Genomic DNA, 21,892 nt, shown 5'->3' on the forward strand with positions numbered 1-21,892 from the left:
GCAGTTTATTCTCAAGGATATCCCTATCGAAAACCCACTTGAGTACCCTTACACGAACTGCTATGTTCCTCAGATCAAGTAGTTCATAAAAGCCAATGTCAGAAATCAGCTCTTGCGAATCTACATCTTCATGCCGCCCATGCCGGTGCCGCTCTTCAGCACCTGGGCGCTCTGAAGGGCATAGGCGCCGGTAGCCACCACCGCTTCGCCCACTTTGATCCCGCTGAGCACTTCTACTTCCTGCTTGTTCTGTATGCCTGTAGCTATGGCCCGGTTCTCGTACATGCCGTCGGCTGTTTTTACCCAGGCCGTTGTCATGCTTCCGATCAAAATGGCGGATTTGGGTATGACCAGGGCACGCTTCTCGTTTCTGCGCACGCTCAGGTATGCCATCATGCCCGGCTTGATTTTGCGCTCCCGGTTTTTTATCATGAAGCGCACCAGGCTGATCTTCTGCCCGGGCTCCACTGTTGGGTTATCAAACACCGGAACCGCTGAATACGTCTCGTCCGGGAAAGCCTCAAACGTAACGAGAACCGAGGGCTGCTTGCTTAGCCAGTGCAGTTCGCTGGTGTACATCTGGGATTCAATCCACAAGGCAGAGGCATCCGCAATCCGGAACAAAGGGGCCCCCATCTCCACATATTGGCCTTGACTTACTGGCAATTCCGTCAGATAGCCGGACACCGGGCTGTAAAAGGTGATCAGGGACGATGCTTCACCGCTTCTCTCGATTTCCCGCACCTGCGCCGCCGTAAGCCCATATAGAAGTAAGCGCTGACGTGCACTTTCCACCAGTTGGTTCATCGCCTCCTGCATGGCTCCGAACTTTTCTTGCTGCCGCAGGGCATTCAGCAGCTCGTTTTCAAGCGAAAGCAGTTCCTCGCTGTACAAAGCGTATAGCGGCTGTCCCTGCCTTACCGGCGCCAATGGGTTGCGCACGAACAACCGATCTATCCGGCCCCGTATGCGGGAGGTGACCACTACTATCTTTCTTTCGTCAAAGGCCGTTTTGCCCACCAGCGTTGTTGTTTCACTTATCGGTTTGATCCTTGCCGTGTCGAGGGTGATGTTCGCATACAGCTCCTCGCGTTCGTTCAGTGTGATCATATCCATGTTCGCGGCAGCGCTGCCAGCCTCATGTGCCGCATGCGGCTCTTTGTCGCCAGTGCAGGAAACGATCAGCGCTATCCCCGCAAGAAGTGCCCACCTGCCTATGGTTGCATATTTCGTTTTCATGATCCCCGGCTTAAATACTGTATGATGGTTTCACTGTCAACCAGGTAAGCGGCATCCCGGGCTATCCAGTCTTCTGCCCTCAGGCCTTCTGTTATCTCTACCACCTCCTTACCGCGGTGCCCGGTACGAACAGCCCTTGCCTGAAAAATATTGCTGCCATTGCCTGTTACTCCTGTCCGTACCCATACGATGGCTGTTCGGCCCACGTAATAAACACTGGTGACCGGCACGACAGGCGACTTCCTGTGAACAAAGGCTGTTGCCGTGAGCAAAGAGTTCTGCTTCAGTTGCCGGTTGGGGTTGGGCAGGTACAGGCGCACCTGCGTGAATTTTTGTCCGCTGGAGTACACCGGCTCCACCATGCCGATAACCGCACGAATAGGCTTATCCGGGAACAGCTCGCTTGTAACCACTGTCTCCCGCCCCGGTTCAAGAACGGCCCCTGCTTCGCTGGGGAATGCGACGATTCCCCAGGCTTCCAGAAAATCGTTTACCCAGAATACCGTCTGGTCTTTGCTCACGTACATGCCCTCTCTTATGCTGTTATCGGGCAGGACGGTGCCGGGTGCACCGGTGGAGCGGCCTGCTGCCATCCCCTCCATGCCCCCGCTTCCTGTACTTGCTCCGGTGCCCATGCCGCCCCCGGAGCCGGAGGGGCTGAACAACACGTATCCTTCGTAGGGGCTGAAAACGGAAATAGTATAAGGCGCCCGGCCATTGCGGGCAAACTGATCTATCTGAGCCTCCGTCAATCCCAGGAGCCTTAATTTTTGCCTTGCCATATCGCGCAGCACCGGGTCTTTGCTTTGGCGGCTGACGAATAAAAATTCCTCTACAAACGTGTTCAGTTCCGGGCTGTAGAGTTCCATCAGTTTCTCGCCTTTGCGCACATACTGGTAGTTATACTTTATATATAGCCTCTCGATGCGCCCCCCGACACGTACCGCAAACTTCCGGTTGCGCCGCTGGTCAAAGTCAACATAGCCGTTACCGGAAAAGCTGTACCGCATGCTGCTGTCGCCTGCCTGCACCACCGCCTGCCTGGAGATAACCGTTTGATTGGCAGGCAAGGTACTCCAGAAAGTTTCATCCGTGCTGTCTGCCGGCTGCCGCTTGCCCGGCACCTGCCTGCTCATCTGCCCATGGTCTTCATGGCCCGCTTCCTGCGGCATCGCCATACCGGCTCCATCCTGAGATGCGTCCCCCGGATATCCTTGTCGGGATTCATTAGCAGACCCTGAATCACAGGATGCCGTTGCCAGCCACAGGAAAGCCATGAAGATTGCCGCTAAGCGTCGTTTCGTTTCAGGCTGTGTACTTTTTCTCATGGCCCTAGTTGATTTCCCGTTGGTATTCATACTCAGCCTGCAGGTTAAATACCTGCCCCAGCTTATCGATGCGTTCCAGTTCTTTCATCAGCAGCATGTTCCAGGCGTCCAGCAGCACAAAAAAATTACCGGTGTTCTGCCTGTAAGCCAGCAGGTTGCTTTCCAGGTTGCTGCGGTACGCCGGTATAATGGCGGTCTCGTAATTCTGCAACTGGCGGGTTTCGTAGGCGAGCATGGTGATCCGCTCACGGATCATTTGATTGGCCATCAGCTGCATGGTGGCTTTTTCATTCTCCATGGCCTGTATCTCAAACTCCATAGAGCGTACTTCAGACTTGTACATCCGCGATGACCAGGGGGCAATTGGTATTGTTACCATGCCCATAATAGAAAACGAGTTCGGCATTTCCTTCATCTGGCTGTGACTGAGCTGAATACCAAAGTCGGGCCTGGCGCCGGTAGCCATCAAACGCTGGTTGCTGCGCATGGACTGGATACGGTTCTCAACGGCCAGAATATCGCTCCGCTTCAGGAAGGAGGAGTCTGCCAATAACGCAAAATCGCTTTGGTAGTTGGTTGGCTGCAAGGCCGAATCGATTGTAAAAGGAGTGTTCACATCCCGGCTCATCAACGTGTTAAGGCCAATACTGCTCTCCGCCACCTGCGACCGTAGCATAGTCTCCATATTGTTCAGTTCGCTCAACAGTGCTTCTGCCTTGAACACCGTGGGCAGGTCAGCCTGATTATAGACGTACCTGTCCTTTGCTGTTTTGATAAGCATCCTCAGCAGGTCGCTGTATTCGCTTACTACCACTAACTTTTTTTCGGCTGTGTAACGGCGATAATAGTAAACACGTGCCGTATAGTGCAGCACATTCTTTGCCCATTTCTCTTCTTGCCGCAAGACATTCTCCTGCGAGAGGATATAGCTTTTCCGGGCATTGAGCTTAGCCGGGTTGGGGATCATCTGCTGCACTGACACCATATAGCCCGCTAGGTTAACCGGCATAGTCTCCACCATCTCCTTTCGGTACGGGAACTGGTCCAGGGCCAGCGAAACAGTGGGCGGCATCCAGCTTTTTGCCCCCTCGGCCAGGGCCCTGACGCTTCTTACCCTGTTCTGGTAGAGGCGCAACTGTGGGTACGTTTCATCAATATGTTCAAAGACCTGTGGCAAGGAAAGACGCACCGTGTCCTGCGCCCTAAGGGAGGCGACGGCAACCAAAAGGCCAATTAACAACAAGCTTATCCTTTTCATACCCGTATCTTTTGCTATTCCTCCATATCCAGCACGGACAAGGCCCCCCGCTTCTTCAGTTCCCACTCCATCAGCAGATTATAGATGACCGGCAGCAGGATCAGGACAAAGAGCGTGGCGGACATCAACCCAAACACGAAAGGGATGGCAATGGGCTTCATGACATCGCTGCCCGTACCGGTGGAGGCTAGCACCGGTATCAGTCCGAGAATGTTCGCCAGCACGGTCATCAGCAGCGGCCGTACCCGTTGGGTGGCGCCAAACAGAACAGCTTCTTTAAGTATGGGGAAGCTGATGTTTTGCCGGCCATTGCCTCTTTCTGCCACGAGTTTCCGGATGGTGTCGTTCAGGTAGGCGATCATCAGCACACCTGTCTCTACAGCCACGCCAAACAGGGCGATAAAGCCCACCGCCACCGCCACAGAGAAGTTTACATTGTAGAAGTATAGCGAGTATACCCCGCCGACAAGCGCTACCGGCACGCTGATGAGCACCACCAGCACCCATTTAAAGGAGTGGAAGGTGATGTAAAGTATAAACGCAATGATCAGCAGCACGATGGGAATAATGATGCTGAGGCGCTGCTGTGCCCGCACCTGGTTCTCGTATTGGCCGCTCCACTCCACAAAGTACCCCTGGGGCATTTTCTTAAAGGCTTCGTCTATCTTTTTCTTCGCCTCATGCACCACGCTGCCCATATCCCTGCCCCGCACGTTGAAGAGCACCGTTCCCCTGAGCATGGCATTCTCGGAGTTGATCATGGGCGGCCCCTCGGAAACCTTAACGTCGGCGACGGCGGAGAGCGGCACTACCCCATAGGCCATCGTTTGCACCGGAATCCTTCTGATCTCGTCAAGGTCGTTGCGGTACTCCTGCGCCAGCCGCAGGTTTACGCTGAAACGCTCCCTCCCTTCCACGGTAGTGGTGAGCACCATGCCGCCCAGCGCACTTTCGATTACCATGTTCACGTCATCCACATTCAGCCCATAGCGGGCTATGTCAGGGCGCCGGATCTGTATGTCTAGGTACTTCCCGCCGGTAAGCTGCTCCACGTACAGGTCTTCCAGGCCTTCTATGCCTTTGATGGTGCTCTCCACCTGCCGGGAAATGGCATAAATACTGTCCAGGTTGCTGCCATATATTTTGATGCCCACATCGGTGCGGATGCCGGTAGACAGCATGTTTACCCGGTTGATGATGGGCTGTGTCCACCCCACCACCACCCCGGGTATCTGGATCTTCTCGTTCATCTCCCGGATGAGCATGTCCTTGGTAAGGCCATCCCGCCACTGGTTCTTTGGCTTCAGCACGATAATGGTCTCGATCATGCTGATGGGTGCGTTGTCGGTAGCCGTGTAGGCACGCCCGGCCTTGCCCAGCACGTTTTCCACCTCAGGAAAGCCTTTAATAATCTTGTCTTGCAGTTGCATGATGCGCTTGGCTTCCGAATTGGAAACATCCGGCAACGTAACGGGCATCAGCAACAGGGAGCCTTCGTCCAGCGGGGGCATGAACTCCGTGCCGAGGTTGATCACAAAGGGGACACTGCCCATCAACAGGACAACGCAGGCAGCCAGCACACTTTTGCGCCACTCCAGGCAAAAGCGGGCAACAGGCCTGTATAACCTGACAAAGAAATTGGAGACAGGGTTGCGGCTTTCCGGTATGAGCTTACACTTCATCAGGGTGCGCGTGAGCATGGGGGCTACCGTGATGGCAAGCATGGCAGCACCAATGAGCGAGAATGTTTTGGTAAGCACCAGGGGCGTAAACAGCTTCCTTTCCTGGCCCGTCAGGAACAGAATGGGCGCAAAGGAGATAATCATGATCAGGACCGAAAAGAAGACGGACCGCCCCAGGGTACGGGAAGAGTTTTCGATAATGGACACGCGCTCCTCTTCCGGGATCTCGTTTGTGTGGCCGATACGCTCTTTCACTCGTTTTTCTTCGGATGCTGCCATACTAACTGCCTGTTTCGGTGCCCAGAACCCGTTTGGTGAGAGACCGGTAGGCGTTCTCTGCCATGACAATCCCCGGATCCACCACATCCCCGATAGCCAGCGCAATGCCTCCCAGCGACATGATGTTGGAGGTAACCCCGAACAGCCTCATCAGGATAAAGCCGATAAGCACCGAGAGCAGGATACAAATAATAGCCACCATGCCGCTTCGAAAGCTGAACAGGAACAGGATCACGACAATGCACACGATCAGGATCATTTGCCAAAGCGCTTCCGTCAGGGTATTGATGGAGGCCAGGATAAGGTCGCTGCGGTCGTAGGCTGTCTTGAACTTCACCCCTGCCGGCAGCCCTTTCTCCACTTCCTTCATCTTCAGCTTGGCCCGTTCAATCACATCCCGGGCGTTCTCTCCGAAGCGCATCACCACAATGCCCCCAACTACTTCGCCTTCCCCGTTCTCTTCCGTGATGCCCAAGCGCAGATCAGTGCTCATCTGCACATCAGCCACGTCGTTCAGGCGTACAGGGATAGACTTATAGGTGCCAATGGATATCTCCTGTATATCTTCCAGGCTGGAGATGTAACCCAGCCCCCTGACCAGGTAGCTGGTGGCGTTCATTTCAAATAGACTGCCCCCTACATCGCGGTTGTTGGCAGCAACCGCCCGGGTAACGTCCATCAAAGGCACGTCGTAATACACCAGCTTGTGCGGATCAATGGTTACCTGGTACTGTTTCTGAAAGCCTCCAAACGAAGCGACCTCGCTCACGCCCTCCACATTTTGCAACGCAAACTTCACGTACCAGTCCTGCAGGGCCCGCAACTCTCCCAGGTTATAACCGTCGCCCTCCAGCGTGTACCAGAACACATGCCCCAGGCCTGTCCCGTCCGGTCCCAGGGTCGGGGTGACTCCCTGCGGCAGGAAGCGCTGGGCATAGTTGAGGCGCTCCAGCACGCGGGTACGGGCCCAGTACACGTCCACCTCATCTAGAAATACCACAAAAATGAAACTCATGCCGAACATGGAAGCGGCACGAATGGACTTGATCTTGGGGATTCCCTGCAGGTTGGAGACCAACGGGTAGGTGATCTGGTCTTCCATGATCTTAGGGTTCCGCCCCATGTACTCCGTGTAGATAATCACCTGGTTCTCGGAAAGGTCGGGCAAGGCGTCTACCGGGGTCTCTTTGATGGAATAAAACCCGCCCACCGCCACTAGTATTATGCCGAGCCATACAAAGAAGCGGTTGCGAATAGACCAGGAAACAAGATTCTCTATCATAAATTCATGTTGATATACTGTTCTGATAGATGGTTCACAAAGTACCATTACTCACGCCAACCTGTAAGCAGATGGTAGCATATATAAATCCCTATTGTAAAACTATGTTAGTCATATCTCCAAATAAATGACATACAGCATCAAATGCTATGACCTTTATCATCTTCTTCACGGAAAACAGGCCTTAAGCGGCTCATACTTGCCGGAAGACCATTTAAAATCATGGACTCCCTATGAGTTTTTAAAGCAGTCAATCTAATCAGTCGGGCATCAACAAATTTCTCATTGTGGATCCACGACTTTAGTAATACTTACGGGTTTCAGTGATTTAAATCCAGTTTTTTACCAGAAAGGTATAAATACAGCCTGTGTCTTAAGTATTGTACAACTTTTCGTAGTATTCCTGGGCCATCCGATCAGAGTCAAAATAAGGCAGAATGTCCTGCATGCTATTTTTCATGATCGATAACCACTTCTCTGGTTGGTTGTAGTATAATGGCAGAATATCGTGTTCAAGTGTATCCATTATATTGCTTGCGTCTATCTTGTTTTGCTCATGCCATGGCAGCGTTGGGTCTACGGGAGGCACCATGAACCCATTTATGCCATGCCGCACGAACTCAGGCACCCAACCATCGGCAGTTGATAGCAAAACTGCCCCGTTCATGGCAGCTGACATGCCACTTGTGCCCGACGCCTCATGCGTTACCAGAGGATTGCTCAACCACAGGTCTGCCCCCTGTTTCAGGAGCTTTGAAAGTTTGAGTTCATACCCCACCAGTACAGAGCAATGGTGATACTTTTTACTATGATGTACCAACCGGTCGAACACAGAAACGGCAGCATAATCCGTTGGGTAGGGCTTCCCTGCCCATATTACCTGAACAGGTTGCTCGGGGTCAGTTATCATTCTTTCATAACGGGCCACATCTTCCATTATCAGGTCTGCCCGTTTATAGGCTGCAAAGCGCCGTGCCCACACGATTGTGAAGACGTTTTCATCCAGCAAATCACCTGTTTGATCGGCTACTACCTCAAGAAGTTGTTTTTTAAGCTGCCGCTTCCTTAGAAACAGCTTTTCGTGGTCCCCTTGCTGCAGGCAGTCATACAGATCCTGGTCTGCCCAATAAGCGTAGCTTTGTGCGTTTGTGATATAAGTGACAGGGCAAATGTCCGGGTGACCGCCCCAAAGCGTTTGAACTACCTCTCCGTGCATTCTGGAAACAGCATTTGCTTTTCGGGCTAAGCGTAAGGCAGCCAATGTATGATCAAATGTGTCCCCGTTTATGCCTGTGATGTGTCTTACCTCCTCTAAAGGCAGGTAGGTAAAGTAGCCCATTTTATCCAGCAACCGTATGTCCGTTTTCTCATTCCCGGCTGCTTCGGGTGTATGCGTAGTAAACACTAACCGTTTCTTTACCTCGTCTAAATTCCTGTATTTATGAAACAAAGAGAAAGCCAGCGGCAGTGCGTGCGCCTCGTTTAGGTGGTACACATCCGGGGCAAGATCTAAGATCTCCAGCAATTTATGCCCTCCTGCCCCAAGTAAGATACTTGCAGCGATTCTGGCTTCCTGATTCGAGTTATAAAGCTTATGCGTAATAGTCTGAGCCAGGTAATCATTTTCGGCCAAGTTAGTAGTCAGGAAGAAGACAGGAGCAGTATTAAAAACGTGTGGTGGAAGGTATAGAACACCTACTTGAACAGGGGTATGGTTGATGTTAATCTCAAATTGAATGTCTGTTTCCTGCAGAAAGGAATATATCTTTTCCAGAAACAAAACGTCCATGGTCTGGTCTGACTTATGTACCTGATCATAGTAGCCGTATTTCCAATAAATGCCTATCCCCACCATGTTCTGCTTCAAATGGTGGGCACTCCGCATATGTGAGCCAGCCAGAAAACCCAACCCTCCACTATACATCTTGAGGAATTGCTCAATAGCGTATTCCATCGAGAAGTAAGCCACACGCTTCTGGTAAGCGGCAGGATATGTGTAAGGATGTAGCTCCTTTTTAAAATCAGTCATAGCTATTTTATAATGGGACATCAGCCTGAAGAAGTTGGCTTCTCTGGCAATTCTTATTCAATACCAAACGGTATACTGCGGAGTAGCCTGCTTTAAAAAGGCCTTGTGCCTAATCAGGGTATTCCTCGGTTAAGTGATTTCATAATGAAAATATTTTGAAAAGCGCTGCGCTGATGGCAAAGGTTATATGGAGCCGCTCCCCACTAGCCGCGCCCGTATGGGTATAGCATGTAAATAAATGGCTCAGCTTTTACCGATACTTATGGACTCTTTTATCTCCTTCAGGAGAAAGAAACTGATCACGGATCGGATCACTACAATGAGCCCCAAAACATAGAGCTCATTCAAACTTGGGTCATGGATCGTGTGGATAATGTCGGCCGCCAGCATGAAATCAAGCCCAAGCAACAGGTAAGCTGACAGGCGGGAACGGTTACGCTCCTGCCTCACCATAACAGCGGTAGCGTCATGAAAGAAGCGCATCTCCGTTTTTATAAAACGGAAAAGGGTCAAAAGTGTGCCATATATAATGACGCCACTTCCTGCCACACTAATCGCAATCGCTATTGAGTTAAACGTATCCAGTCTCATTCGCCTTTTCCTAAGGTAGCTTTGATCACTAACAGCTCCTCTGTGTTCAAATTAAAGCCCCCTGCCGTACCCCCAGGACAGCGTTGGTCTTTTGTATGGAGGCCTGTGCATTTTCCTCCAGCCTTGTCAGCGCCCGGATCGCATCTATCGTTTCAGGGATCACGATGGCCTGGTTGTCGACCAGATAGGCGTAGAACAGCTCATTCCCCACTACTTTCAGCATGTCCTGCCACAGCGCCACCTCATACATGTCGCCGTAAGGACGGTCCAGTCCCAGCATCAGTTCTTTTACCGTGTTGTTGGCCGAAAGGCCGTTGGCATAGTTGATCATGGCAATGCGGGTGGAGTTACTGAAAGCCTGCAGCACTTCTTCTTTGCTGGCCTCTTTGGTGAGTTGCACGTTCCAGTAGTGCAAGTGGCTGAGTGTCTCCGGCACTTTCACCGCGGCGGTGATCACGTCTAAGTCCGGGTCCACGCTCTGCGCGTCCGGCCCCTGGTGGCTGGGTATCTCCGGCTCCGGCACCAGTGTATTCATGATGCCATTCAGGTGGCTCTCCCAGGGATCTGTTGCCCTGCGCAGCAAGGTGCCCCGCGCCTTCTGCAGCAGGCCTGCCTTTTTCAGGGCTGTCAAGGTTCTGATAATGGAAGTAGTGTTGCACGACACCACCCGGGTGGACTCGCGCCCCAGGGCGGTGTCGTAGTTATTTTCGGCGCTAAAGGAATGGCCTGTTGTCTCGTGTTTCTCGCCCCCCTGCACGATAAACTTCAGCCCTGCCGCTTTATACTTATCTATGTTCTGGGCCGCTACCTTTTTTGGGGTGCAGTCCACCACCACATCACAGGCCTTCAGAATGCCTGCCAACGTGCCGCGCACCTCAATACCAGCCTGCTCCATTTTTTCCTGAGCCGGGCTGTCGAAGGCGTAAACCGGGTAGCCTCTTTGCAAGGCCACTTTAATACGCCAGTCAGAAACCACGTCACAGACGCCAGCCAGCTCCATGTCGTCCTGCAGACGAACGGCATCGGCCACCCGTTTGCCGATAACACCATACCCGTTCACTGCTACTCTTACTTTTTCTTTCATTGCTCAAAAAGATTAAAGAAATATGTTTGTTTTCACTTTGCTTTACAGGGGCATGCCGAACGCTCATGAACTCCTGAGGCTAACATTATATATAGCCGCAATGCAGGCACCTAAGAGCCAGGAAATAATAAAAATTTCCACAATCCCTATAACGGCTTCCCAGAAGGGGACATCCATCCTGATTACAGATGAAACATCTAGCCCATGAAGCAAGCTATTAAAGAAACTAACCGTCCCCTTATACCCCACCGTGGCCATTAACAGGATACACCCCACGTAACTAATTGCACCCGTTATTCCACAAGCCAAGCCAAACTTTTTAATGTTGATGCTGTTCATGATTTCTATTTGGTTTGGTAATTTTTGTGCTGTGGCCATTACTGTCCTGCTGATGGTTATGCCCTCCGTGCATCGGCATCAGCAAATGACAGGCGAACATGACCAGAATAAAAACGAAAAGGGAAATGTTGCCGCCCAACCCCAGAGCTGGTGCCAGAAAGATCAGCAGCAAAGGCAAAAGACAGCCTATTGCCATCCATATCCAGTGGTTTTTCATAAGTATTCTGCTATAGGTTTATAGGTTGTGACTACTGTTTCTTAAGTGGGTATGCCGTACATGCTCCATCAATCCTTTATCACGTACTGCCTTCTAACCCTGTGTCTGCAGTGGTCTCCTTTCTGCCCTGACATCTGACTCCTTGGCTCTCTCCATCCTTATCAGAACTGCGTACCTTCCAATAGTTTGCCCAAAGACACGCGTATGTATCTTACTAAACTTGTTATAATTTACCACTAAGCTTTTCAATAAGAAGGCTGGAATCTTAACATCGCTACCCTCACCAGGGAACTCTTGTCTGACGTGTTGGGCAAGTGCCAACTGTATCCTTTCTGTTATAAGTGTATGAGGGTCCTTTATGACTTAAAACTGTTGCTTCCAGTATTTTTCTACTGCTTCCTTAGCTTCTCCACTAGACTGTAAACAAGTAACGGATTTACCTAGCTGGACTTCCTCTACCTGGTCCCAAGTCCCTTAAACACTTGCTTGATTACTTTCTGACACAGGCTGCAAATTATGTTCCTTATACAACTTATTCAGTGTGTAGCGTTTTTTGTCGGTCGCACTCATTGAAAAGTAGTTATGTATAAATTATACGAGTTCAGCACTTGAAGAAGTACACCCGTTCTCACAGTGTCGTTCTTACAATAATGAAGAAGCCAAGTCTTTACTCTATAACCATGTAATGCTAGGCTATTTGTACAAATTTTTATACATAAAATATACTTGTTGGTTTTATATATTTGCCTCACAATTTTATATATTTAAGGTAATAGCGTGTTGCTTAGAGCCAGTAGGTAAAAGGGTGGCTATGGGTTACAAACGTATCAGCCCAAGAGCCTCTTCCCTCCATCAATCAGATCACTATGGTTATAAGCTACTTTAAACATCACTCTGGGAAGCAAGCTTTTTTAAATCTCTGTTAATCCTGTCTTCACGCGGTCTATTAAGACTTGGGCATTTTTCCCGTACCTACGAATGACGATGCCACCGACCACCTCGCCTTTTCCGTTCAGGTCTGCGATGCCCAGCCGTAAGTCTCCTATTACCTGCACCGACGCCACATCGTTTATCGTGATCGGGACAGATTTATAGGTGCCCACGGCAATGTCTTTGATGTCGTTTATATCGGTGATATACCCAAGCCCCCGCACCAGGTAGCCGCTGGCATTGATCTCATATATGCTGCCCCCTACAGCGCGGTTGTTGCTAGCAATGGCATTCGTTACCTCCATCAGCGGAATACCATAATAAACCAGTTTATGTAGGTCGATATTGATCTGGTAACGTTTCTGAAAGCCACAGAAAGAAGCTACTTCGCTTACACCTTCGGTATTTTGCAGGGTAAATTTGATGTACCAGTCTTGCAGGGCACGGAGCTCTCCCAAGTTATAACCCGGGGCTTCCAACGTGTACAAATATACATGACCAAGGCCGGTGCCATTAGGCCCGAGCCTTGGTGAAATGCCGGGAGGCAGAAAGCGTTAAGCATAGTTAAGCCGCTCCAGCACCCGGGTATGTGCCCAATAAATATCCTCCTCATCCTGAAAAAACACAAAAATGAAGCTCATGCCGAACATGGAGGCAGCCCGTACGGATTTGATGCGCGATATACCTTGCAGGTTGGACACAAGCGGATAAGTTACCTGGGCTTGGGAATAAATTGTGTGGTTGTCCTGTAGCTTTCCAGTATCTTTTACGTTTGCTTTCTGCTACGAGAGCGGTCATTTGTAACGTAGCTTCATCCTGTGGACAAACGTTCCCGCCTTATTTGCACAGGCCTCCTTAGTTGAGGTAATTTTTGTGGAAGCACAGCTATTTACATGCCACGCCACTGTGCTAGTTACCACAAAAAGACAAAACCTTACTTAACTTTATAAGAGAATAAGTAGAGCCATTGATTTTAAATTATGATGTCCGTAATCACCTTTTGTTGATTCAGTTATAAGTCTCCTCCACTTATGCCCATTATGCGGATAAGCTCAGCTTTATACCCTGCCTGCTCCACTGCGTTTTCGATTACCTGTGGGTTCAGTTCTGTGCCTGACACGCTGAGTACCTTGTCTGTGCTTTCTGTATCAAGGTTCCACTTGCTTATCTTTTCTTCCTTATTCAAATAATGAGCTACCTTGGTTAGTGCTTCCTGATCCGCTACGTTTGTTCTAAACTTTAGTAATTCCATAGTTATTAGTGCTTTTAGTATCAATGTATAGTGATTCCTTCCGTTTCTATCAGGCTCTTTAAAGGTGTTATTGCTGTCCAACTAAGCCTATATACAGTTAGTAGTATGAAATGTCCCTTCCCTTTTTATTTAAACAAGTTTTCAGCCCACCTACCTCTGCCGCATTGGTTTCAGTGCCTCCATGAAAGGTTATTGGGACGTCCTCATACCTCTGCCTTCGTCCTCATTCTCTCTGTTGATCATGTCCACTACTAAGCCCGACCAGGTAAAGTCCTCCGCCCCGTGCCCCTCCCCTGTAAAAGGATTGTAGTATTCCCTGAAGCCGCTTTTGGTGATCAGCCGCTTCACACTCAGTAGCAACTCCCGGGCTTCCTTCTGATAGCCCTTCTCCAGCAAGTAGCCCTGCATGAACCAGTTGAACACCACCCAGGTGGGCCCACGCCAGATATAGAGTGAGCCGTTGGGATTGAAGGCCGGCTCGTCAACAGCGAGCGACGGAATCGGAAAAGGGACATGAAAGCCGTCCTTCTGCAACAGGTGCCTTTCCAACACGATTCGGCACACTTCATCCGGCACACTTTTGAGCACGACCGGGAAAAAGATAGTACCTGTGCGCACTCGTAGCTTCTTGAAATGATGTCCATGCAGGTCATAGAAAGCAGCGTCTTCCTCATCATACATGTGGTTGAGTATACTTCTCTCCGTCTGCTTTGCTAATACCAGGTAATGAGTTTCCTCCTCTTCCCCCGTCAACTGGCATAGTTCTGCCATAGCCTTCAGATTTTGCGCATAGATGGTGTTGAAGGCAGTATCCTTTACGATAAACCTATTGCTTTTGTAGAGGCGGGGCAGGCTGTACCCTTTCAGGAAATTATGTGCGTCTACTTGCAGCACTTTCCAGAAAAGCTGGGGACCAGCTTTTCCCTTCGTGAATTTTAGCAAAGGGTCGTAGCTGGCCTTCCAGTCCATACCAGACTCAAAAGGTGTGATAATAGAAAGAAGCCCCTCCCCTTCAAAATCGCGGTTCTGCGCCAGCCACCTGTAGTACCTTTTAAGTTTCGGCAACAGCTGCTTTACAAAAGCGAGATCCTGGTTGTGCTGGTAAATCCGGAGGACGGCCTGCGCCACAATAGGCGGTTGTACGAGCGCAGACATGTGGGGCTTGTAGAAATGCAGCACGTCCCGCGGCATCAGCTGCAGGAAGTCCGTAATACGGCCAGGCCAGAGACGCTTCCAGTAGTTCATGTGGCCAATAAAGCCATCTGGCCGCTGCATTTCAAAAAGGCTTTGTACGTGCTCTTTTGCCATCTCCACCTCACCCAAGGCAGTGAGCGTAAAGACGTGAAAGCAGGTGTCCCAGAAGTACTGAAAGGGGTAGGTTCCCGGAGAAGGCTTCGTGAAGTGATAAGTGAAACCTGCTCGCTGGCCACTGATCATATTCCGGTACAGCACGTCACGCACCTGTGCCCTGATCTCCTCATCGGAGAGCACCCCTTGGTCATCAGCGTTTTTTCTCTTACTTGATGTACTCATCCCACCCTGCATAGCGCTGTGTTTTAGGTCCACGAGGCAGTGCCAGGGCAGCCACGGCAAGGCCTAACACTATACCTGTTATACTTAAAACGGTAGGGCTGCTATCCAGAAACCAAGGCATAACTGCCACGATAAGTCCTAACAACACATTGCCATAACGTCCTATACGCAAAGGCTCTCCCATACATATCACAGACACCACCACTACGAGTGAGCCACTCAGGTGGAAAACGTCGGCCACCGTTTCTTGTATGCTTACACCAAAAATACCAGGAGCGCACACCAAGGCTACTCCTAAAAGACTAGCAAGAGACAGAGTCCATGGAAAGCTTACTCCCCAAATAGAGGCGCTATAGACTTTACCTGGCTTCTGTGGGAATTTCATCATGTCTGGAGCCTCATCTTTTTCTTCGCTCTCAATGGTGCCGCCCTTCCAGAACACTTTCCAAAAGTTTTCACCCTGATCCAGCTTTCTTTTCATGAACTGCCCCATAGCAATTACTTCGTCTGCTTCCAGCGGGATCATTGGCAGCATGATGGCAGCGGCCAGCAGACAGAAGGTACACCAAGCTCCTACCATTACAGGCTGACTGATAACCAAAAAGATGTGCACCAACCCCAGCGGGATCACGAGGATGCCAAACACGGCCACCATCCATGGCATAGTACGCCAACGCGAGGGTGCGCCCATCCAGCCCATCAGGAACTCAAAAGTGTAGGCGATTGCACCCAACCCAGCATCCGAGATAGGCATCGAATGCGACATGGAAGAGTTTAGTACCTGCTCGCTTTGCTCCCCAAAGAAAGGATCCCAGGCGGAATCAATATAGCCCAGTTGAAAAGCTGCCAGGTACCGTGATACCACCCAACCAATAAAGCCCAGCACCATCATTATCCAGCGCTGCGGCCAGCTGGAGGGGTTGTAACTCCAGCCGGGAGGTGTGTCGGGGCCCATTTTCATATACATGATCATATTGGGCATACCGGGTATAAGTATGGTTAAGGCAATGATTAGTGCCCCCACCAGAGTATCGTTAAGATACGCAACAGCCGTTGGTGACCAAAAAAGGATTGGTGCCATTGTTAACCAAATGCCTACAAAGCAGCAAACCCAAAGGCTAACGGGGCGGTTAGGAGTTAGCCCACGCCACCCGAAGAAAATAAGCAAAGCACCGCTGATGATGTCGCTCCACTTCATAAAGGCAATACGCTGCTCCAGGCTAAGCCACACGCTTCTGCCACCAGATGGCTGCACAGTACCGATTCCGTAGTCGAAGGTGAGTGGCGAAACTAGAACCCAGCAGCCAAGGATGATGATCATCCAATACACCCACAGCGTCTGCATGTGGTGCATGTGCAGCATCTTCTCTCGCATTTCCCTTGTCATCTCCATACCATGCTTTTTCCCATGTTCCTGCATGTGGTTCTCCTGTTTTCCATCGCCCTGATGGTGCATTTCCTGGTTGTGCTGGCGTGTCCCACTTTCGGCCATAGGTCGTGTGATGCCACGCATGCCCATCCCAGTTTTGTGTTCCTCGCTGCCGTTATTACTGTTCTTGTGTTTGTTTGTTTCCATAGTTCTCTTTAAGAAGACATACTTGTACAAATACTAGTAAGGTACCCGTCTGTAGCAGTACACATGCAATCACTACAAAAGGCCAAGCAACTGCTGCTGTTTGGAGGACTAAAGCAGATTAGCAGTCCCACCGCTACAAGATACCTGTACAGTACCCATTCTGCGCGTTTTTTTTTGCTTAACCACTTGGCAATTTGGATACTAACTAAAGCATGTGAAGTTCTACTTACACCATTGGTTTTACAAAGCACATTGCAGTTTAGTTTTACATATTTTTTGTGGTTGTTGCATATTCATTGGATTGATCAAAAAATTGCTTTCCAGTTTCTTACTTATGGAGCTTGCAAAGTTATATTACACAATGTTTTATGGTTTGTTTAGGTGCTACTCTCAAATAAAGATAGTTAGCTTCACAAGCGTGTATAAGGTTGTTCCTTTTAAACTCATCTTAACAATCAGGCGTAGTTACTTAAAATTTTAAGTAGTTAACCATCAAATAAATAAAGGTGTGAATTCAAGTAATAATGGAGCTATAATGCATCGCGGTGTAGCTGTGGTAACTGGTGCGTCGGCTGGCCTTGGAAGAGCCATTGCACGCGCGTTCGGGAATAACGGCTATGACGTGGCACTTCTGGCTAGAGGATTAGAAGGTTTAAAAGGAGCTAAAAAAGAGATTGAAGCCATGGGGCGCAAAGCCATTTACTTCGAAGTAGATGCCGCAGATGCGAGTGCTGTCGAAGAAGCCGCTGCTAAAACAGAGGAGCACCTTGGGCCCATTGACGTTTGGGTAAACAACGCTATGAACAGCGTGTTTAGTCCTATCAAAGAAATGGAGCCAATAGAATATAAACGAGTTACCGAAGTAACGTATCTTGGTCAGGTGTATGGCACTTTAGCGGCACTTAAGCGCATGCAGCCCCGCAACAAAGGCAAGATTGTGCTGGTGGGCTCTGCCCTGGCTTACAGAGGTATTCCCCTTCAGTCAGCGTATTGTGGTTCAAAACATGCTGTGGAGGGGTTCTTTGACTCGCTACGGACTGAGCTGCTGCACGATAAAAGCAAGGTGCAGGCTACTATGGTACAGTTGCCCGCTATGAATACCACCCAGTTTGGCTTTGTAAAAAGCAGGATCCCTCATAAGCCTAGGCCAATGGGAAAGATTTATCAGCCTGAAGTGGCCGCACAGGCTGTACTTTACGCCGCAGAGCATGACAGACGAGAGATAAATGTTGGTTGGCCAACACTGCAGGCAATTGTAGGGAACAAAATTGCACCTTGGTTTGCAGACTATGTATTGGCTAAAAACGGCTACAAAGGTCAGCAGACCGACGAACCTGAAGATCCTAGCAGAAAACACAATTTATGGGAACCGTTACCAGGTGATCATGGTGCACATGGTCTATTCGGTAGCCAAGCTACAAATTTTAGTCCGCAGTTGTGGGCAAGCCTTCACCGTAAGGAAATATTGTCCGCTGCAGTAGCAGTTGGAGCTATCGTCTTGTTTGGGAAGTGGTTGAAGAGCACCTAATGGAGGCGCAGCCACGGCAACTTTATGTGTGCAAACCTGTAGAGGGTGGATTCAAAATTGACAGCATTTTTAATAGTTTGGAATTATCTAGCCGCACTCATAGAATACACATCTGTCGATCATGGATGAGCAGTGTTATGGTAATATAAGGTGGAAGAGTGTTGTCAAGCTCTCTGTGTGGACACTTTTAGTAGGTTTTGGGTTGAACTTGGTATGGGAGAATGCGCAGGCCTTTCTGTATGATGGCTACGGTGACTTTGTGGAGCATTTTTGGATCTGCTTTGTTGCCGCTGTGATTGACGGGTTAGTGGTTCTGCTGTTGTATCTCCTGCTTACCCTTATCTATCAAGACCTCTACTGGCCGAGGCGTAACCGCAAAACACGGTATGCTGTTGCTGCTTTAATTGCGGGTGTCCTTGCTGTAGGCTTCGAGCTGTGGGCCCTTAAAACAGGAGCATGGGAGTACACTCCCCGCATGCCAGTGGTGCCTGAGTTAGGAATAGGACTTTCGCCTCTTGTTCAACTAATGTTGTTGCCCGTGCTTACTTACCACATTACCTTAGCCACAGTCAAGGCTGAAAGGTAGCGCCACACAGGACCCAGACTAGGTGTAAAATATTCCTTTTATCAAGGTGTTCTGTAAAAGCTGAGAAAGCAATAAAAAATATACTGTAAAAGCTAAGCACCTCCTCCGTTCCTCAACTTGATTTCCTTTTTGGGAGGAGAATTACAAACGAATGCGCCATTTATGCAGTTATAACATTTTACAAACGGACGATTATAAAATGTTATAGCTATCTTTGCCCCCGAGTTTCACCTATATATAATAAGGAGTAGCGAAGATGAAGTACGTGGCCTACTACCGGGTCTCCACCAAGAAGCAAGGCCAGAGCGGGCTGGGCCTAGAGTCACAGCGCGAGATGGTGAAAGGTTTCCTGAAGGCCGGCGACACACTGCTGGCCGAGCACATCGAGGTGGAGAGCGGCAAGCGCAACGACCGGCCGGAGCTGGAGGCGGCCATCGCCCTGGCCAAGGGGGAGCAGGCCCAGCTGCTGATCGCCAAGCTGGATCGCCTCAGTCGTAATGCCGGGTTTATCTTTAAGCTGCGTGACAGCCATGTAGATTTTCTAGCCGTGGACATGCCCGATGCCAATACCCTGACCATTGGAATCTTCGCCGTATTGGCCCAGCACGAGCGGGAGCTGATCAGCACCCGGACGCGGGCCGCGCTCCAGCAAAAGAAGCTACAGGGTTTTGCCCTAGGTACGCCCGAGAACCTGACTCATGGTGCCCGAACGAAAGGGCTTCAGGTGCGGCAGGAGAACGCGGCTTCGCACAAAGCCAACCGGCAGGCCACGGAACTGATCCAGATGTATCGGGAAAAGGGTATGACCTATCAGCAAATTGCTGACCGGCTCAACAGCCATGGTTTCACCACCCGAAGGGGGAAGAAGTTCTTTGCCATCACCGTTCAGCGGCTGCACATCCGACAAGGGCAGCTTCAAACGGATGCCCTCACCTCACCAGAGTAGTTTAGGTTTGCTATATTTATATTGAAAGTGCTTCATCTTTTGTATCTTATGTGGTATAAGAGTTATCACCCTAAACTCCTTTTATGCAGCATGTACATATTTTCCTGGACGAATTCGGAAACGCCAGCCTGAACCTGGATAAAGCTGGTACTTTTTCTCACTTTGTGCTGACAGCTGTTCTCTTGGATGAGACGAAGCTGGAGCAGGCCCGGCAGCTAAGGGAGACAATTAGTCGCCGCTTCTTTCAAGGCCAACCCATCAAGTCCAGCCGTATTCCCAATGATGAGAAGGGCTTCCGGAAAAGACTGGAGGTATTAAGGGAACTGCGCCAGTTGGACTTCGTGGTGCTGGGAATGGTCATCAACAAGAGCAAGCTGGAAGGAGCGGGTTTTGATCAAAATGATGTCTTCTATAAATACTTCAACCGGATCTTTCTCAAGCAGTTTCCCAAAAACTTCACTGCCTTCTCTATCCATGCCGATCGGCTTGGCTGGCCAGAGTTTCGGCGCAGCCTGCACCATTTCATTGAAACCAAGGTCATCCAGCGGGATCTGTTTACGCCGGAGCGCTCTTACCGCCTGGTGGAGGACAAGGCAGAGGAGCCCCTGGTGCAGCTGGCAGATTTTCTTTCTGGCTGCCTGGGCAAGATTTACTGCACCAGTCACAGCCACGAAAAGGCATCCGCCCTGTTCGATCTGCTGCACGACCGTACTTTCATTGATTTTTTCCCTTTTGAAAGAACAGACTATCTCCTCTCCCCTACCCCTGAAGACCGGCAGAAGAACCACCTTATACGAAGAATAGCCTCGGAGTCCGCACAAGAGGCACTCTCTGGCAGAAACAGTCTTTCGGAGGAGGCGCTTGCCGTGTTGCAGTACCTGTACCTGATGTTCCGCACCGCTCCTGACCGCCTCATCGAGAAACGGGAAATCATCGAAAAGATGAAAAGGAGATTTCCGGCCTTTTCGGAGCAGCAGCTGCGGGTTTGTGTCCAGCACTTGCGCGACAACGGGGTGCTAATCGCAAGTATCCAAGGTAAGTCAGGCTATAAGCTTCCTGACGGCGTGGAAGATATTGCTGGCTTCTATAACCGCTACCTCAACAGCATTGTTCCGATGCTTAACCGCATCAATATCTGTAACCGAAAGTTAATGATGAATAGTGTGCAGGAGGTAGATCTGCTTCAATCAAACTCTGCTTATTCGCTTTTGCATGAGTTGATCAAAACACTGGATAAGGAGAAGCATGCTTCATTAATGGAGGCTCAGCAAAGTCTTTCGTTTAGATAAGGCTCATATAATATAGTTACTTATGTTCAGTGACTATCATCAAGACCAGAGACAAAACGCATAATTAATATTTAATAGGTAATGAATAATAATTATTAGGTATTAAATATTGAGCCATATATAATAAGTATTATTTATTTCTGTTATTTAGATACTTGACTATAATGCATAATGCTAGTGGCCTAATAATAGCTTAAGATTTATTGGTGCAATGATTTCCTCGTGTTATGAGGAAGACTTTCTTCGCCTTATTTCTGGAAGCTGTGGGGTTTGACAAAGAGGCTTAGCTATCAAGTCTGACTGCCTTTTAATAACTGTATCAAGCAATTTTATTAGTATGAACTCAATAAACGCTATTTTGAAGTTAGTCTGGCGGTCCCACAGAACATTGATCAACTCTTTGGGTATGTGATTTTATAGTTCCTTGAGAATAAAAATGTCTCTGTATAGTATCCTGGCAAAACCGCAAGGGCTCTATCATGAAGTGGTAGATTCTGTTGCTTTGAAACAAGGGACACACTAACGATCATAAACCTCCCTTGGAAAATATTTCTTACTTCCCTTGCACTGTGATGCTGCTGTTCATAGCCTCCCACCTCAGCACGTGCCAAGCGGAATCGAAGTCTTCATCGCTTATAGTTAATAATGAACTGTAACTTCCATTAAATGGCCCTCTGATGAACAGCTGCCCTTTTGCAAGGTACTCCCCTTCTTTCCAGATAGCCTCTACGTCATTTATCCATACCAGCCACTTGACATGCTGTCCATCTTTGGGTAAGGTACTTTTGTCTAGCGCTATCTCTGGCATATCCCGTATCACAGAACTTTGGTGCCACAATACGGGCAATAGCTATGTATAAAGATGGCTTTCTGATGTCGTTCCAACTCCTCAAGCTGAACGTGCAACTCTGAGAATGTCACCGC

Annotated in this window: 18 protein-coding genes and 1 pseudogene; 4 read left to right on the forward strand and 15 right to left on the reverse strand. The window is 49.5% G+C overall.

What is annotated here, in order from left to right; all coding sequences use genetic code 11:
* Positions 1-120 precede the first annotated feature (120 nt).
* From C8N40_RS20265 to C8N40_RS20335, 14 genes and pseudogenes are all read right to left on the reverse strand, one after another.
* On the reverse strand, positions 121-1,239 hold the full coding sequence (locus C8N40_RS20265; protein ID WP_108213644.1) for a permuted SH3 domain-containing protein: 1,119 nt from the start codon (positions 1,237-1,239) through the stop codon (positions 121-123).
* On the reverse strand, positions 1,236-2,567 hold the full coding sequence (locus tag C8N40_RS20270) for an efflux RND transporter periplasmic adaptor subunit (protein WP_170114170.1): 1,332 nt from the start codon (positions 2,565-2,567) through the stop codon (positions 1,236-1,238). The genes C8N40_RS20265 and C8N40_RS20270 overlap by 4 nt, the downstream gene beginning before the upstream one ends.
* A 4-nt stretch (positions 2,568-2,571) precedes the next feature.
* Positions 2,572-3,825, reverse strand: a complete 1,254-nt coding sequence (locus C8N40_RS20275) for a TolC family protein (RefSeq protein ID WP_108213646.1) — start codon at positions 3,823-3,825, stop codon at positions 2,572-2,574.
* Positions 3,826-3,839: 14 nt separating this feature from the next.
* Positions 3,840-5,786, reverse strand: a complete 1,947-nt coding sequence (locus C8N40_RS23345; RefSeq protein WP_108213647.1) for an efflux RND transporter permease subunit — start codon at positions 5,784-5,786, stop codon at positions 3,840-3,842.
* A gap of 1 nt (position 5,787) precedes the next feature.
* On the reverse strand, positions 5,788-7,068 hold the full coding sequence (locus C8N40_RS23350; RefSeq protein ID WP_108213648.1) for an efflux RND transporter permease subunit: 1,281 nt from the start codon (positions 7,066-7,068) through the stop codon (positions 5,788-5,790).
* Between the two features lie 373 nt (positions 7,069-7,441).
* A complete protein-coding gene (glgP, locus tag C8N40_RS20290; RefSeq protein WP_108213649.1) occupies positions 7,442-9,097 on the reverse strand; it encodes an alpha-glucan family phosphorylase in 1,656 nt (551 codons plus the stop codon).
* A 243-nt stretch (positions 9,098-9,340) separates the two neighbouring features.
* Positions 9,341-9,688 (reverse strand): DUF1622 domain-containing protein, encoded by a 348-nt coding sequence (locus tag C8N40_RS20295; RefSeq protein ID WP_025603926.1) that lies wholly within the window; start codon positions 9,686-9,688, stop codon positions 9,341-9,343.
* A gap of 46 nt (positions 9,689-9,734) precedes the next feature.
* On the reverse strand, positions 9,735-10,772 hold the full coding sequence (locus C8N40_RS20300) for a type II glyceraldehyde-3-phosphate dehydrogenase (protein ID WP_108213650.1): 1,038 nt from the start codon (positions 10,770-10,772) through the stop codon (positions 9,735-9,737).
* A 63-nt stretch (positions 10,773-10,835) separates the two neighbouring features.
* Entirely contained in the window at positions 10,836-11,111 is a 276-nt protein-coding gene (locus tag C8N40_RS20305; RefSeq protein WP_108213651.1) for a DUF5676 family membrane protein, read from the reverse strand.
* A complete protein-coding gene (locus C8N40_RS20310; RefSeq protein WP_108213652.1) occupies positions 11,092-11,328 on the reverse strand; it encodes a hypothetical protein in 237 nt (78 codons plus the stop codon). Before C8N40_RS20310 ends, C8N40_RS20305 begins: the two co-directional genes overlap by 20 nt.
* Positions 11,329-12,239: 911 nt before the next feature.
* A pseudogene (locus C8N40_RS20320) lies at positions 12,240-12,992 on the reverse strand (efflux RND transporter permease subunit).
* A gap of 278 nt (positions 12,993-13,270) precedes the next feature.
* Positions 13,271-13,510, reverse strand: a complete 240-nt coding sequence (locus C8N40_RS20325; protein WP_108213654.1) for a hypothetical protein — start codon at positions 13,508-13,510, stop codon at positions 13,271-13,273.
* A gap of 189 nt (positions 13,511-13,699) precedes the next feature.
* Entirely contained in the window at positions 13,700-15,043 is a 1,344-nt protein-coding gene (locus tag C8N40_RS20330; protein ID WP_108213655.1) for an amylo-alpha-1,6-glucosidase, read from the reverse strand.
* The gene (locus C8N40_RS20335; RefSeq protein WP_108213702.1) at positions 15,027-16,535 is read right to left on the reverse strand and encodes a vitamin K epoxide reductase family protein; all 1,509 of its coding nucleotides are present in this window, start codon (positions 16,533-16,535) and stop codon (positions 15,027-15,029) included. The genes C8N40_RS20330 and C8N40_RS20335 overlap by 17 nt, the downstream gene beginning before the upstream one ends.
* 619 nt (positions 16,536-17,154) lie before the next feature.
* Between C8N40_RS20335 and C8N40_RS20340 the strand changes: the two genes are divergently transcribed.
* The 4 genes from C8N40_RS20340 to C8N40_RS20355 all read left to right on the forward strand — a co-directional run bounded on the left by C8N40_RS20340 (position 17,155) and on the right by C8N40_RS20355 (position 20,968).
* A complete protein-coding gene (locus C8N40_RS20340) occupies positions 17,155-18,147 on the forward strand; it encodes an SDR family oxidoreductase (RefSeq protein WP_108213703.1) in 993 nt (330 codons plus the stop codon).
* Positions 18,148-18,268: 121 nt separating this feature from the next.
* On the forward strand, positions 18,269-18,733 hold the full coding sequence (locus C8N40_RS20345) for a hypothetical protein (protein ID WP_108213656.1): 465 nt from the start codon (positions 18,269-18,271) through the stop codon (positions 18,731-18,733).
* Positions 18,734-18,989: 256 nt separating this feature from the next.
* The gene (locus tag C8N40_RS20350; RefSeq protein WP_108213657.1) at positions 18,990-19,679 is read left to right on the forward strand and encodes a recombinase family protein; all 690 of its coding nucleotides are present in this window, start codon (positions 18,990-18,992) and stop codon (positions 19,677-19,679) included.
* Positions 19,680-19,762: 83 nt separating this feature from the next.
* Positions 19,763-20,968 carry a DUF3800 domain-containing protein gene (locus C8N40_RS20355; RefSeq protein ID WP_108213658.1) on the forward strand — a complete coding sequence of 402 codons (1,206 nt, stop codon included), beginning with the start codon at positions 19,763-19,765 and terminating at the stop codon, positions 20,966-20,968.
* A 553-nt stretch (positions 20,969-21,521) separates the two neighbouring features.
* On the opposite strand, the gene C8N40_RS20360 is transcribed toward C8N40_RS20355, so the two are convergent.
* Positions 21,522-21,776: a hypothetical protein gene (locus C8N40_RS20360; protein WP_146173614.1), complete on the reverse strand. Its 255-nt coding sequence runs from the start codon at positions 21,774-21,776 to the stop codon at positions 21,522-21,524.
* Between the last annotated feature and the right edge of the window lie 116 nt (positions 21,777-21,892).

This window comes from Pontibacter mucosus (genome assembly GCF_003054055.1).
Classification (GTDB): domain Bacteria; phylum Bacteroidota; class Bacteroidia; order Cytophagales; family Hymenobacteraceae; genus Pontibacter; species Pontibacter mucosus.

Excerpts from the sequence above, each read along its gene's own strand:
- C8N40_RS20265 (WP_108213644.1), bottom strand. The coding sequence starts at position 1,239 with ATGAAAACGAAATATGCAACCATAGGCAGGTGGGCACTTCTTGCGGGG.
- C8N40_RS20270 (WP_170114170.1), bottom strand. The coding sequence starts at position 2,567 with ATGAGAAAAAGTACACAGCCTGAAACGAAACGACGCTTAGCGGCAATC.
- C8N40_RS20275 (WP_108213646.1), bottom strand. The coding sequence starts at position 3,825 with ATGAAAAGGATAAGCTTGTTGTTAATTGGCCTTTTGGTTGCCGTCGCC.
- C8N40_RS23345 (WP_108213647.1), bottom strand. The coding sequence starts at position 5,786 with ATGGCAGCATCCGAAGAAAAACGAGTGAAAGAGCGTATCGGCCACACA.
- C8N40_RS23350 (WP_108213648.1), bottom strand. The coding sequence starts at position 7,068 with ATGATAGAGAATCTTGTTTCCTGGTCTATTCGCAACCGCTTCTTTGTA.
- glgP (WP_108213649.1), bottom strand. The coding sequence starts at position 9,097 with ATGACTGATTTTAAAAAGGAGCTACATCCTTACACATATCCTGCCGCT.
- C8N40_RS20295 (WP_025603926.1), bottom strand. The coding sequence starts at position 9,688 with ATGAGACTGGATACGTTTAACTCAATAGCGATTGCGATTAGTGTGGCA.
- C8N40_RS20300 (WP_108213650.1), bottom strand. The coding sequence starts at position 10,772 with ATGAAAGAAAAAGTAAGAGTAGCAGTGAACGGGTATGGTGTTATCGGC.
- C8N40_RS20305 (WP_108213651.1), bottom strand. The coding sequence starts at position 11,111 with ATGAACAGCATCAACATTAAAAAGTTTGGCTTGGCTTGTGGAATAACG.
- C8N40_RS20310 (WP_108213652.1), bottom strand. The coding sequence starts at position 11,328 with ATGAAAAACCACTGGATATGGATGGCAATAGGCTGTCTTTTGCCTTTG.
- C8N40_RS20325 (WP_108213654.1), bottom strand. The coding sequence starts at position 13,510 with ATGGAATTACTAAAGTTTAGAACAAACGTAGCGGATCAGGAAGCACTA.
- C8N40_RS20330 (WP_108213655.1), bottom strand. The coding sequence starts at position 15,043 with ATGAGTACATCAAGTAAGAGAAAAAACGCTGATGACCAAGGGGTGCTC.
- C8N40_RS20335 (WP_108213702.1), bottom strand. The coding sequence starts at position 16,535 with ATGGCCGAAAGTGGGACACGCCAGCACAACCAGGAAATGCACCATCAG.
- C8N40_RS20340 (WP_108213703.1), top strand. The coding sequence starts at position 17,155 with ATGCATCGCGGTGTAGCTGTGGTAACTGGTGCGTCGGCTGGCCTTGGA.
- C8N40_RS20345 (WP_108213656.1), top strand. The coding sequence starts at position 18,269 with ATGGATGAGCAGTGTTATGGTAATATAAGGTGGAAGAGTGTTGTCAAG.
- C8N40_RS20350 (WP_108213657.1), top strand. The coding sequence starts at position 18,990 with ATGAAGTACGTGGCCTACTACCGGGTCTCCACCAAGAAGCAAGGCCAG.
- C8N40_RS20355 (WP_108213658.1), top strand. The coding sequence starts at position 19,763 with ATGCAGCATGTACATATTTTCCTGGACGAATTCGGAAACGCCAGCCTG.
- C8N40_RS20360 (WP_146173614.1), bottom strand. The coding sequence starts at position 21,776 with ATGCCAGAGATAGCGCTAGACAAAAGTACCTTACCCAAAGATGGACAG.